Here is a 12984-nt window from a genome sequence, read left to right as displayed (position 1 = left end):
TGGTGGTATGTAACAGGCGGAGCCGTAAACTTCGGTTACACAGGTCTTATATATGACAGCACTTATGGCTGGTGGTATGTAGAAGGCGGTGCGGTCAACTTTGGTTACAACAGCCTTGTTCCGTACGGCGGAAGCTGGTGGAAGGTAACCGGCGGTATGGTAGACTTTGGTTTCACCGGCATTGTAAATTACTATGGCACAAATTATCGCGTTGTAAACGGACAGGTGCAATTTTAAATTCTGAAGTAAAAGGGGAAGTATAAAACTGTATCTGCCACAATAACAGTCAGAAAACTGGCAGATTAAAAAAATAAAATAGAATCCATAAAAAAATAGAATAATTATAAAAAATCGCTCCATACTAACAGCAAAATAAAGTGACAGAACGTATCAGATAATTGTCATCAGGTCAGTGATATCTGAACAGATATGTATGATACATGAGATTGTAAGCGTTTCTGCACAGAAGGAGGAAATTTGCATGTGTTGTAAATTGATGAAAAAGTGTTGCTGTATAGTAGTGATCGCAATGATCACGGGAGCGGTTTTTTATTTTTTATGCGGATTAAAAGGCGAAGCTATACAGGAGAACGGGTATCTGGGGCAAAAACTTCGATCTAAAAGAGAAAAAGTTAAGCAGGCCTGTAAATGCATGAAAGCGCAGGGAGAAGATATTGCAAGGGAAGTGAAATTTGCGGCAGAGTATTCCGCAGATGAGATGAAGGACAGCTGGAAACATGCGGGTGAAGCAGTGCGTAATGCTGCCAGTGAGATTAAAGCAGATATGTCTGAGATGAAAGAATCTGCACAGGCAGTATTTAAAGAGAATGAAGAAACTTCGGAAGAAAAGGAATCTGTATGAGTGCGGCAGGACAGATTTTATATCTGAAAATAGAACAGAACTGTATTGTATACAAGCGGAGTGTAACGCTGCAGGATATCGCATCGGTGGAATGTACCGATGTGGGGATCCTCCGTCAGGTGTTGCAGGAACAGGTATATTATTTTTCCGGGAATGAGAAAAGCAGCTTGGTACAGGTTTTTTCGGTCTTAGATGTCATCCGGAAAATTCATGAAAAATATCCGGTGTTGGAGGTTGAAAACATTGGAGAACCGGATTTTGTGATTCGTTATGTGCCGGATCCGGAGAAAAAGTCCGTGCAGTATTTAAAGACAGCGTTGGTCTGCGTGATTCTGTTTTTTGGTTCCGCATTTACCATCATGACATTTATCGAGGATGTTTCTGTCAATAAAGTATTTAATGCCCTGTATACAAGAGTCACCGGACAGGTATCCAACGGAGCGGGAGTACTGGAAATCTGCTTTTGTATCGGTCTTGCCATCGGTATCATGGTTTTCTACAATCATGTCGGAACGAAGAAGATCACAGATGATCCGACACCGATCCAGGTGGCAATGCGCAAATACGAGCAGGATGTGGATACCACTTATATCGAGACCAGCAGCCGGAAAGGGAAAAGTAAGAAAGTGTGAATGCATTCCTGAATAAAGAAGGCAGAAAAAGAATGTGATATAAGATTGTTTGCATCGGAAAGAAAGGAGGTCGGTAAGATGGTCACTTATCAGCTTCTGCTTGGCGCATTGGGATTGTTGTGTGGCATTGGTGTGGCAGCTGGAGTCTTTGCGCTGGTGGCAAGTCTTGGCATGGTGCCACGTATGGCGGGAAAAACCAGTGTGGCGGCCTATGTGCCTGCACTGGAAAACGCACTGATTGCCGGAGGAATCTTTGGCTGTGTGCTGGCTGTTTTCCCGGAGCTTCCATTTCCGGTTGGAACATGGTTCCTGGGGGTGTATGGACTGGCCTCCGGTGTATTTTCAGGCTGTCTGTCCGTTGCACTGGCGGAAGTGCTCAACGTATTTCCGGTGCTGTTTCGCAGAATGGGAATCAAAACCGGTCTTGAGATACTGATTACTTTCTTTGCATTTGGAAAGGTTGCAGGCGGACTGGTTTATTTTTTCTGTGTTGCCAGATAAACGCTCCGCGAAGGTGCACCAAGTCACACGTGCGTTCGACTTGAGTGAAAAAGTTTGAGCAGAAAGGATGGAAAAGAAGATGGGACAAAAGAATGGACAGGAAAAACGGCAGAAGACGAAGGCGGAATATAAGAATATTTCCCGGGAGGAACTGATGCAGGAAATTTCCGGACAGGAGAATGCCAGAACCGAGGAAGAAAAAGAGGCACGGAAAAATGCCTATCATGCTTATGTCAGCCAGGTGACGCCGTCTTACAGTCTGACGCTGAATATGCTGAAAGCGTTCCTCGTGGGCGGCATCATTTGCTGCATCGGCCAGGGCATTATGAATTTTGCCATGAGCCGGGGACTGGATCAGATGAACGCCGGGAAATGGACCAGTGTGATCCTGGTGCTGATCAGTGTAATCCTTACCGGGCTGAATATCTATCCTACGATTGCAAAATTCGGTGGTGCGGGCGCACTGGTTCCTATCACGGGATTTGCAAATGGTGTGGCAGCACCGGCGATAGAGTTTAAAAAAGAGGGGCAGGTCTTTGGTATCGGCAGTCAGATTTTTTCCATCGGTGGTCCGGTCATTTTGTATGGTATTTTTACCAGCTGGCTGTTGGGACTGGTGTATTGGATCTGGAAACTGGCATCGTAAAATTGTGCTGGATTTTCTTTCAGAAATATACTATTATGCTAAAGGGGTAATCATTAATAGAAATGTGGGGGAAATAATGTGGAAAGCAATTTTTTTGGGACAGAAAAAATAGCAAAGATATTAATGAAAATGGCACCGCCTGTGATGCTGGCTCAGCTGATACAGGCGTTATATAATGTGGTGGACAGTTTCTTTGTCGGCCGTTACTCTGAGAGTGGTCTGACGGCACTCTCAATTATTTATCCGATCCAGCTGCTCATGATCGCACTGGCAGTTGGAACCGGTGTGGGCATCAACACCGAGATGGCGTATAATCTGGGAATCGGCAAAAAGAAACGCTCGGATGATACGGCAGGAATCGGTACACCGCTGGCACTTGTGATGTGGGTTCTTTTTGCAGGGGTCTGCTTTTTCCTGATGCCGGCATATGCGAGGATGAATACGTCTTCAGAGGAAGTCATTGCGATGGTAGTCAGCTACGGAAGAATCGTTTGCGTGCTCAGCATCGGACTGTTTTTAGAGAGCGTATGGACAAAAGTGCATCAGGCAGAGGGAAATATGAGGGTGCCCATGATTGCACAAATTGTAGGTGCAGTGGTGAATATCGTATTGGATCCATTCCTGATCTTCGGATTATGCGGTCTACCGAAAATGGGAATCGCAGGAGTTGCTACAGCTACCGTGGTGGGGCAGATTGCAGCGGCTGTGATCGTTATGAAAGGGGGATGTCGGAAAATACCGAAGTTAGTGGTATTTCCACATCAGATCAAACGGATTTATAAACTCGGTATTCCAAACATCCTGATGCAGTCGGCGTATACGTTTTACATATTTGGGCTGAATCTGCTCCTTGCAACTTTCTCAGATCAGGCAGTTACGGTATTGGGATTGTATTATAAATGGCAGGCATTTTTCTTTATTCCGCTTGGTGCGATGCAGACATGTATCGTACCTGTGGTGAGTTACAATTTCGCCGCCGGAAAATATGAGCGTTGCAAAAAGACACTGAAGGTGGCCATTGGATTCGGTGTCGCCCTGATGATGATCGGTGTTGTCTTATTTGAAACAATTCCGGGACAGATGCTTCATGTGTTTTCACATGACCCGGAAGTTATCCGGATCGGAGTCGTGGCTTTCCGGTTTATCGGAATCAGCTTTGTGCCATTGGTAAGTTCATTGACATTCCCGGTATTTTTCCAGGCACTGGGGCATGCGGCGACAAGCTCAATCCTGACGATTATCCGGACCGTATTTTTATTTATTCCACTGGCTTATCTGTTTTCGAGATTCGGACTGAACTGGTTCTGGCTGACATTTCCGGTGACGGATTCCATCACGACATTGGCAGGATACCTGTTTTACCGGAAGTTCAACAAAAGCATGCCATCAGTTGCTGTGGAAGCGTGATGAAGTGGCAGAAAAATGGTTATGGGCTTTTGGTATTATGGAATAAAGGATGAGAGAAGAACTGGGAGCGTAATCGTATGGCAAAAAGGATTGGAATTATATCAGATACGCATAATCTTCTGCGGCCGGAGGTACTGGAAATCCTGAAAGGCTGTGACTGTATCCTGCATGCTGGGGATGTGACGAAGGAATCTCTGCTGGATCAGATTCGTTTTCTGGGCAATCTGTATGTGGTGCGTGGAAACAATGATGGAGACTGGGCTAGGGGAATCGCAAAAGTTTTGACATTTCAGATCGAGGGCGTTTCTTTTGTAATGGCGCATGAATTGCGGCATCTGATCGGACAGACGGAAGGAACGAATGTGGCGGTATTTGGTCATACTCATAAATATTTTGCGGAACAAGCGGGACACCTGCTCTGGCTGAATCCCGGAAGTTGCGGATATCCCCGGTTTGGCGGTGCTGTCACCATGGTGGTGATGGAAGTGGACGGGGCGGAATATTACGTTGAGAAAATTGACTTTTCCAGTGGAAAATGATAGGATTTGAAATAAATGAAGAAAGAAGGAAACAGAGTATGATAAACCCGGCAGCAGCTATGAAAGTAATGAAAGCAAAAAATCAGTTTGTGAGCAACCATCCGAAATTTGCGGCATTTTTCAGAAATGTCTTAACCGGTGGGGTACAGGAAGGCACTGTGATTGAGATTACTGTCACGAGACCGGGAGAGGAGCCGATGACGACAAATATGCGTGTACAGCAGTCAGATATTGAGCTGTTCCAGAGCCTGAAAGATCTGAATGGCTGATCGATAGGAAACTTACAGGATTTCTACGAGTTATTTTTTGCCGGATTATAGACGGGGAGAACCGGTTATAAGATATTGTACGAGGATGTGACGGTATGTATTCAATGGTGATACTGGATGATGAAAAAATCGTATTACAGGGAATCCAGAAGCTTTGTCAGAAGGAAGATTTTGGATTTGTGATCAAGGGAGCTTTTGTGGACTCTCTGAAAGCGTTGGATGCATTGCCGGGTCTGCGTCCGCATCTAATCATTACCGATGTGCGGATGCCTCAGATGGATGGTCTGGAATTTGCAAGAAGGGCCAAGGAAATCCTGCCGGAGAGCGAGATTGTGATTTTGTCCGGGTATCGTGATTTTTCCTATGCGCAGACTGCCATGCAGATCGGAGTCAGTGACTATCTGTTAAAACCTATCAAAAAGACGGATTTTGGTGATATGCTGCACCGGATGTATGAACGTCTGGAGGCAAAAATCGGACAGGCAGCCTATTATCAGGTGCTGGATGGATATGCCAGAGGACTTGTGGGAGAAGAGGAAGTGAAACATGCCGTTTCTTCCGTACAGCCGGCCAATGTGGCGCAGCGCCCCGGTGTACTGGCGAAGGAAGGCGAGCAGTCGCCCACAAAGATCGTGCGGGATGCCCTGTACTACATCCGCAGACATTACAATGAGAACATTTCCCTGACGGACGTTGCGGAGCATATCAATGTGAATAAAAGTTATCTGTGCGATGTGTTCAAGAAAGAGCAGAAAGTGACGATTCTTCAGTATATGACAAATCTGCGTATTGAGAAAGCAAAAGAACTGCTGCTACATACAGATATGAAGATGTATGAGATTTCCGTGGAAGTCGGTTACAACGACTACACTTATTTTTCACAGATCTTCAAGCGGAATACAGGAGAAACCCTTTCGGAATTCCGCAAAAAGGCAGGAAGTAAGAAATAAACTGAAAAGATTATATACATAAAAAGCACCCACAGGAGGGGAAACTCAGAAAATGAGCAATGCTCCGTGTGAGTGCTTCTTTTATTGCAAATCCTCTGTCTTTTCTGATGGATCATGTTCAAGAACCGGAAGCGTCAGATCACACCAGGTACGGTTGTTTCGTATCTCGTAGGAAAGACCATAGGAAATTCCACAGAGGATTTGTATGCGGCGCTGTATATTTTGCACACCGTAGCTTTTCTGGTCAAAATCCAGCAGTTCCTGTCTGGAAGCATCAAAATCCAGCAACTTTTTCATCTGTTCCAGAGAGATGCGGGTGCCGTCATTTCCAATCCGGATATGCAGTGTATGTTCCCGGATAAAAATCTCAAGATCAATGGCGAATGGATCATCCGGGGAGATCATACCGTGTTTGATGGCATTTTCCACCAGCGGCTGCAGGGTAAAACGGGGAATGTAGAGTTCTGCGACTGTATCCGGAATCGTGATCGATACGCTCAGACAGTCTTCGTAGCGGAACTGCTGTAATACCAGGTAACTCCGTACATATTCCATTTCCTGCGCCACCCGGATGTAGGAACTGTGGCTTTTGGTCAGGCTGAGCCGGAACATATCTGACAGAGCAGTGACCATTTCACTGATTTCATCTTCGTCATTGGCGATGGCCAGCCAGTTGATAGAGTCGAGCGTATTGTATAGAAAATGTGGATTGATCTGGCTTTGCAGCAGGGCAAGTTCCGCATCCTTTTTCTCCAGATTTTTTACAAAATTTTCCCGGATCAGAGTATCCATTCGGTTGACCATTTGCTGGTAGGAACGATAGATCTGAATGATTTCGTCCGGCTGTCCTTCAAAGGAGAAATCTTCCGGATCCGCTGGTTGTATATTTGAAAAGGATACAGAAGAACGATCCGGAACGTTCACAGTCGCCGTATCTGTGGTGTCAGATGTCAAACCAGAAGCATCATCAGCATCTTTATCCAAAACCGGAGTCCGTCCGGGAAAGACCATTGGTTTCATATCGCTGCGGTAGTGATCCATAGTATGTGCCAGATGGATGATAGGATCTGACAGGGAGGAGGCTGTCCGCCGGGACAGGAAAAACAGGATTGCTACCATGGCTGCGCCCAGTAAGATCGCCTGCAGGACAAAAATTGTCAGCGGTTCCGAAACTTCCCGGAATGGAGTGGCGGTATATAGATACCATCCGTTTTCTGTAACCGGCCGGATGTTCAGGACAAAACGTTTGCCATGAGAGGACAGAATCGAGCCTTTTTCCTGCGGAGAAAAATCTTCTAATAAATAAGAATAATCAGCAGAAGAATGATTTTGCAGGATGGCGGTTCCATTCTTGTTTACCAGCCAGATATTTGTCGTGTGACCGAAGTCAAATTCTCCCATTAGGTCTTGTAAAAAAGTATCATCCAGATACAGCATAAGGTAACCAAGCAGGGTCGTGTAGTCCGACATACTGTATACGGGACGTGCCATCATAATGTGTTGTTGACTGCCCGGAGTGGTATGAGAGGAAGCTGATTCCGATACTGCCAAATCTGCAGAATCCGAGCCGGAAGTATAGGCAGATAAAGGTGTGTAATCCGGATCCACATACCACAGATATGGCTTATGGCTGTTTTGTAACTGCGCGAGCCATGTGGAATGAAAAATTGTATCATAGTCGGAAATATTGGTAAATGCTTTTTCTGTGGAGTACAACGTCTGGCTGTTACCGGTCAGGATCACACAGTTGATATAATCCCGGTTGGCGATAAAACCGTTAATGTGGTAGGCAACGTCCGTATTTTGTGGAAACTGCTCGCCGGCGGTACTGCTGGCAAGAATCTTCTGGATTTCGCTGTTGAAGATCATATCCTGGGATAAGATCTGTGTATTATCGACAATATGTGCTATGTCGCTGCGGACTTTTTCCGTAGCGGCTGCCTGGGAATTGATGACGGTCTGGCGGTAGTTCAGAGTCAGCATAACAATGGAAACGGTACAGACGATGGCAGTGACCGGAGCGGCGATCCGGAAAATGGACAGCAGCAGCCGGTGTCGGAAACTCTGATTATTTCGTTTATGTATGTTTAGTGATTTTTTTTCCATAAAGTTACCTCAAGTTATAGATGGAAAGTCATATTTTTTAAATATGATTGACGCTTACACCATAGTATTTTAACAGAAAAATGTAATAAGACAAAGAAAATCTATATTTCCCAAATATAGTCAATAAAAAACGAAATTTTCTTTATATTTTTAAACGGCATTTCCGATACAATAAAGGAGGTTTGAAGAGCACGAAGGAGTTAGGGTTTTTCGTGCAGAAAAAGTATTTATTATTGGGAGGAAAATTGAAACATGAAGAAAAAAGACAATCAAAATTCAGTGGTTGCGTTTGGCGTACATGGTTGGTTCCATATTATTTACATGATGCTGATGTTCTGGTTTTATGTAGGAATGATCAACGACGGAAGTAACAACATTGCAGGAAAAATTGCAGAACATATGCTGGGAAGTGCAAAAATGGCAGGAACGATCTCCACTTGTAATTCCATAGCCGGAATCATAGGTGTGGCACTGTTTATCGTAATCGGTATCTTAAACCGCAGGATCGGTTCCAGATATATGTCCGGTATTAACTGCATCATCGCCGGCATCACATACATCGGTGTACTGAATGCCCCAAACCCGGTTGTTTATACCATTATGATGGCAGTTACCTGCGGAACCATCATGTCAGCAGGTTATCTGTGCGGCGGTGTGCTGGTTGCAAACTGGTTTCCTAAGAAAAAAGGAATCGTTATGGGATATACAACTATGGGACACAACCTTGCAACAGCAATCTATGTACCACTGATCCTGTTCCTGGTTGGAAGATTCGGAGTAACCCATGCATGTTACCCGATTTCTATCGGATGTATCATCCTTGGTATTGTCGGAATTTTATTTATCCGTGATACTCCGTTTGAGCGTGGCTATTATCCGGACCATGTATCCAAAGAAGTATATGATGAATTTTATGATACTTCTGATGGGGCAGACAGCGATAAAGATGGCGGCTGGACAATTGGAAAATTGTTAAAATGTGATCAGGTATGGGTTGTTGCACTGGTAACCGGTGTATTCCAGATCTGCTCCGTAGGAACCATGTCACAGATGATCAACCGTACTACAAACGGATTTGGATTCTCTATTACCGTAGCTGCAAGTATTATGTCTGCATGTGCCATCGTAGGTGTTGTCGGATCTTTCCTGATCGGTGTGCTGGATCAGAAACTTGGAACAAAGAAAGCAATGATCGTATTTGGATGCTGGTATGCATGTGCATTATTATTCAACTTCACAGATACGATGGCAGGCTTCTGGATCTCTATCGTTATGATCGGTATCGGTATCGGCGGAAGTGCAAACTTCACCACTTCTCTTCCGGCATCTGTATTCGGAAGAAAAGGATTTGATAAAGTAAATTCGGTACTGTTCCCAATCCAGGGTATCATTACAGCACTGACCTTTGCCATCAACGGCGCAGTTATGAATATGACAGGTGGAAACATCCGTTACGCATATGCCATTGATGCATGTCTGGCTCTGATCAATGTGATTGTGATCATCGCATTTGTAAAAGATCACAAATACAATGCAGACTGGATTGCAGAACAGGAAGCAAAAGGCAGCGAAGAAGCAGAGGATTTTGCAAAAACAATCTGATGTTATCTATAAAAAAGTGAAGCAAACAAGTGAGACAGGACCCCCGGGCAATGTATGTTGTCTGGGGGTTTTGTTATTGAAGGTTCGAATACGAATCGGAACTTGACGAAGCAGGGGTTTCATGTGAAAATAAAGCACAGAAAGAGACAGTCATCAGTATGAGATACCATCTGTTGAGTGGAAGATGGCGGGATTTGTCAGATGGTATTGTGAGCGCGGATAAAGTAAAAAAGAAAAAGGAAACAGGATGAAAAAATACAGAGTAAAAAAGAAAAATGATATCATGGGAAGTCTGCTTACAGCTCTGCTGCTGGTAATTTCGCTTGGAACAGTTCTGCTGTGCAGCGGATGCAAAACTGCAGTGCAGCCAAAAACGTCAGAAGCTGCGAATGTTCAGACAGATTCCGGGGAAAAGGTATCCCTGTCGGTCTGGGCTTTTTTTGATGAAAATACACCGGGAACCTATTATGTAGATTTGTGGGAAAAATTGGCGGAGGAATATGGTTATGACATTGAATTGAAGACGTATTCCACAGAACAGATCAAAGACAAGCTGAAGATTGCACTGGTATGCGATGAATTGCCGGATGTTTTTGCCGTCTGGGGAGGAAATTATCCAAATTTTCTGTTTGATGCGAATGCCTGTCTGCCGGTGGAAAAATATCTGGAAGCATCAGAGACAAAGTTTGCAGATAATTATGTGCTGCCTTATCAAGATGGACACAATTATATCATCCCGTGTCTGGTGGAGGCATATGCCGTTACCTACTGTAACCAGAATCTCATGCAGGAGATGGGACTTACGGTGCCACATACATGGGAAGAACTGGTGGCACTGGTGCAGCAGGTCAATATTTATAATGAAGCACATGGGACAGAATATGCAGCTATAGAACTGGGGGACAAGGACAGCTGGCTGGGAGAATTGCTCTATACGGTGATCGTAAACCGCATTGATCCTTATGCACAGGAAAAACTGGCTTTCGGGGAAATGGATTTTTCCGCTCCGGTGTTTACTCAGGCAGCAGAAAAACTGATGCAGCTAAAAGAGATGAATGCTTTCCCTGAAAAATTTCTGGAAATCGGAGAAGTAGAAGCAGTGCAGAATTTTGCAGATGGGAAAGCTGTGCTTTTTCCACATCAGTCAACCATTGTTTATCATTTGCTGGATGAGATGGGGGCAGATGCGCTCAGTATGGAACAGTTTCCAAGCTGCAATGCGGCCTATGATGATTCCTATGCACAATATATGGTAGATATTAATCATACCCTGACCCCGGGGCTTTGTATCAGTTCGGATACAAACTATCCAGATGAGGCAGCACAGCTCTGCCTGGAATTTGCAAAACGGGTAAATGAGCGCAATGTGACACAGTATGATTATGTGGATTTTGTAAATGACAGCGGTCTTGAGGCACCGTCAGAGGAAGCACTGGCTGTACGGCAGTTTCATGAGCAGCTGGATCAGGCAGTTCACTACACACCCTTGTGGTATGCCGTGTTGGAGAAGGAGGATGGTGATAACTGGCGGAATCTGACCAGAAAGCTGCTGGGCGGAGCAGTGAACCAGGAAGAATTTGTACAGGATGCGGCACAGTATCTGAATTTTACCGCACAGTGAAAGGTGAACATATGGCAAAAAAAAGTGTGTTGGAAAAAACTGTGTATGTTCCCATATTGTGTCAGGAAAAATTAACATAAACTTAAAGGTTTTTTTCTGAAATCTGTGCTATGATAATCAGCGGGCGCATGAAAGCCCGTTTGATGCATATAGATAAAAGGAGATACTAAGGGAAATTCAAAATGGATAAAATAAAGGAGATTATTGGCAGAGCTTTTAAAAGTGAACAGGAAAAACGCCTGATGGGTGCAGCGGTGCTGGTGCTGATTGGGCTTTGTATTTTTATAATGGCCATCAGCCCACTGGTTGGTGCCAGTCCGATCATCACATTGAACGGCGAGGAAGAAATGCTGGTGGAATGTGGCAGTGAATTTGTGGATCCGGGTGTAAAGGCTACCGCAAAAGATGAGGATATCAGTGACCTGGTGATGACCACCAGCAATGTGGATACAGCGAAGCTTGGTACTTATCATGTGGAGTATCAGCTGAAATACAAGAAACGAAAAGTATCCAAAGAGCGTATCGTTAAGGTGATCGATCATGCAGCTCCGGTGATCGCGTTAAACGGAGATGCCACAGTAATTGTAGGCAGCTTTGAAGAATATCAGGAAGCAGGAGCTACGGCACAGGATGGCTGTGACGGTGATGTGTCAAAGGATATCAAGATCACAAAAGAAAAAGTAAATGATTATACCATGCAGGTGCATTATGAGGTGACAGACAGCCATGGTAATACCGGCTCAATGGATCGTCAGATCATTTTGAAGGATACGTCAGCACCGGAGATTACTTTAAATGGTGAATCTTCCGTGACAGTCAAAGAACTGGAAAAATATGAGGATGCAGGTGCAACAGCAACGGATGACCGGGATGGTGATATTACGGCCAATCTGGTGAAAAGCGGTTATGTGGATGTCTACCGGCCGGGCACCTATACTGTGACCTATACGGCAACAGACTCCAGCGGAAATATATCACAGGCTACACGGACTGTGAAGGTAGAGGAGGTGGAGACTAATCCGGGAGATTCCATTTATCTGACCTTTGATGACGGTCCGAGTTCTGATGTGACAGTCCGAGTTTTGGATACACTGAAGGCAAATGGCATTAAAGCAACCTTTTTTATCTGCGATTATGATGAAGATAAACTTCCAATCATCAAAAGAATGATCGATGAGGGACACACGATCGGTATTCATGGTTATTCCCATGATTACAGTCAGATTTATACTTCCAATGATGCTTTTATGGAGAACATCAACAAGTTGAAGAATAAGTTGAAGGAAGATACCGGGTATGATGCTTATGTGATCCGTTTTCCGGGTGGAAGTTCCAATACAGTCAGTGAGAAGTATTGTGTGGGTGTAATGTCCCAGCTGGTACAGACCGTTACAGACAGTGGCCTGATGTATATGGACTGGAATGTATCTTCCGGTGATGCGGAAGGAAATAACCGTCCGGTCAATCTGATCATTAAAAATGTTACCGGTGGATTCAAGCATAATCGTAATAATGTGGTGCTGATGCATGATACTTCCGCAAAACAGACATCTGCAGACGCATTGCAGAGTATCATTACCTATGGAAAGAATAATGGATATTCTTTTTATCCGATTTCCAAAGATACGATTCCAGTGCATCATGGAGTTAATAATTAACAGATTATGAAGAATTCTTGCATTACAGTGATGTGAACGCAGAATAAGCATTCCCCTGCTTCAAGTGCGTAGAGCCCTAAGCGGTGGGTAAGGGGGATGCTTATGTCAGTGGGAGTTAAAAGCTCCCACTGACAGGTCGCAAAGCGACTGCGTTCATGAGCAAGTAGCGAAAGCGGATTGCGAATGTCCGC

At 44.6% G+C, this 12984-nt stretch carries 13 protein-coding genes; 12 read left to right on the top strand and 1 reads right to left on the bottom strand.

Annotated elements, in window-relative coordinates; genetic code table 11:
* The 9 genes from HMPREF0373_RS17110 to HMPREF0373_RS15620 all read left to right on the top strand — a co-directional run.
* Positions 1 to 237, top strand: a 237-nt coding sequence (locus HMPREF0373_RS17110) for a hypothetical protein (protein WP_021740790.1), incomplete at its 5' end; no start/stop codon positions are given.
* A gap of 244 nt (positions 238 to 481) precedes the next feature.
* Positions 482 to 862: a hypothetical protein gene (locus HMPREF0373_RS15655; protein WP_044964997.1), complete on the top strand. Its 381-nt coding sequence runs from the start codon at positions 482 to 484 to the stop codon at positions 860 to 862.
* Positions 859 to 1494 carry a stage V sporulation protein AA gene (locus HMPREF0373_RS15650; protein WP_021740788.1) on the top strand — a complete coding sequence of 212 codons (636 nt, stop codon included), beginning with the start codon at positions 859 to 861 and terminating at the stop codon, positions 1492 to 1494. Before HMPREF0373_RS15655 ends, HMPREF0373_RS15650 begins: the two co-directional genes overlap by 4 nt.
* Before the next feature lie 78 nt (positions 1495 to 1572).
* Entirely contained in the window at positions 1573 to 1995 is a 423-nt protein-coding gene (locus tag HMPREF0373_RS15645; RefSeq protein ID WP_044964993.1) for a stage V sporulation protein AB, read from the top strand.
* Between the two features lie 79 nt (positions 1996 to 2074).
* Positions 2075 to 2641 (top strand): SpoVA/SpoVAEb family sporulation membrane protein, encoded by a 567-nt coding sequence (locus HMPREF0373_RS15640; protein WP_022035851.1) that lies wholly within the window; start codon positions 2075 to 2077, stop codon positions 2639 to 2641.
* Positions 2642 to 2719: 78 nt separating this feature from the next.
* Positions 2720 to 4048, top strand: a complete 1329-nt coding sequence (locus tag HMPREF0373_RS15635) for an MATE family efflux transporter (RefSeq protein ID WP_021740785.1) — start codon at positions 2720 to 2722, stop codon at positions 4046 to 4048.
* A gap of 77 nt (positions 4049 to 4125) precedes the next feature.
* Entirely contained in the window at positions 4126 to 4587 is a 462-nt protein-coding gene (locus tag HMPREF0373_RS15630; RefSeq protein ID WP_021740784.1) for a metallophosphoesterase family protein, read from the top strand.
* Between the two features lie 38 nt (positions 4588 to 4625).
* On the top strand, positions 4626 to 4856 hold the full coding sequence (locus HMPREF0373_RS15625; RefSeq protein WP_173017710.1) for a hypothetical protein: 231 nt from the start codon (positions 4626 to 4628) through the stop codon (positions 4854 to 4856).
* Between the two features lie 95 nt (positions 4857 to 4951).
* On the top strand, positions 4952 to 5806 hold the full coding sequence (locus HMPREF0373_RS15620; protein ID WP_022035847.1) for a response regulator transcription factor: 855 nt from the start codon (positions 4952 to 4954) through the stop codon (positions 5804 to 5806).
* Positions 5807 to 5887: 81 nt separating this feature from the next.
* Here the strand turns inward: HMPREF0373_RS15620 and HMPREF0373_RS16205 are convergent, their stop codons facing one another.
* Positions 5888 to 7912 (bottom strand): sensor histidine kinase, encoded by a 2025-nt coding sequence (locus tag HMPREF0373_RS16205; RefSeq protein WP_021740781.1) that lies wholly within the window; start codon positions 7910 to 7912, stop codon positions 5888 to 5890.
* 252 nt (positions 7913 to 8164) lie between these two features.
* Here HMPREF0373_RS16205 and HMPREF0373_RS15610 point away from each other — a divergent pair, with 252 nt between their 5' ends.
* The 3 genes from HMPREF0373_RS15610 to HMPREF0373_RS15600 all read left to right on the top strand — a co-directional run bounded on the left by HMPREF0373_RS15610 (position 8165) and on the right by HMPREF0373_RS15600 (position 12793).
* Positions 8165 to 9514, top strand: a complete 1350-nt coding sequence (locus tag HMPREF0373_RS15610; protein WP_021740780.1) for an MFS transporter — start codon at positions 8165 to 8167, stop codon at positions 9512 to 9514.
* Positions 9515 to 9761: 247 nt separating this feature from the next.
* The gene (locus tag HMPREF0373_RS15605) at positions 9762 to 11135 is read left to right on the top strand and encodes an ABC transporter substrate-binding protein (RefSeq protein WP_021740779.1); all 1374 of its coding nucleotides are present in this window, start codon (positions 9762 to 9764) and stop codon (positions 11133 to 11135) included.
* 182 nt (positions 11136 to 11317) lie between these two features.
* A complete protein-coding gene (locus HMPREF0373_RS15600; RefSeq protein WP_021740778.1) occupies positions 11318 to 12793 on the top strand; it encodes a polysaccharide deacetylase family protein in 1476 nt (491 codons plus the stop codon).
* The last annotated feature ends 191 nt before the right edge of the window (positions 12794 to 12984 follow it).

The sequence above is a fragment of the Eubacterium ramulus ATCC 29099 genome (assembly GCF_000469345.1).
Taxonomy (GTDB): Bacteria; Bacillota; Clostridia; order Lachnospirales; family Lachnospiraceae; genus Eubacterium_I; species Eubacterium_I ramulus.
This window is presented reverse-complemented; position numbering and strand designations above follow the sequence as displayed.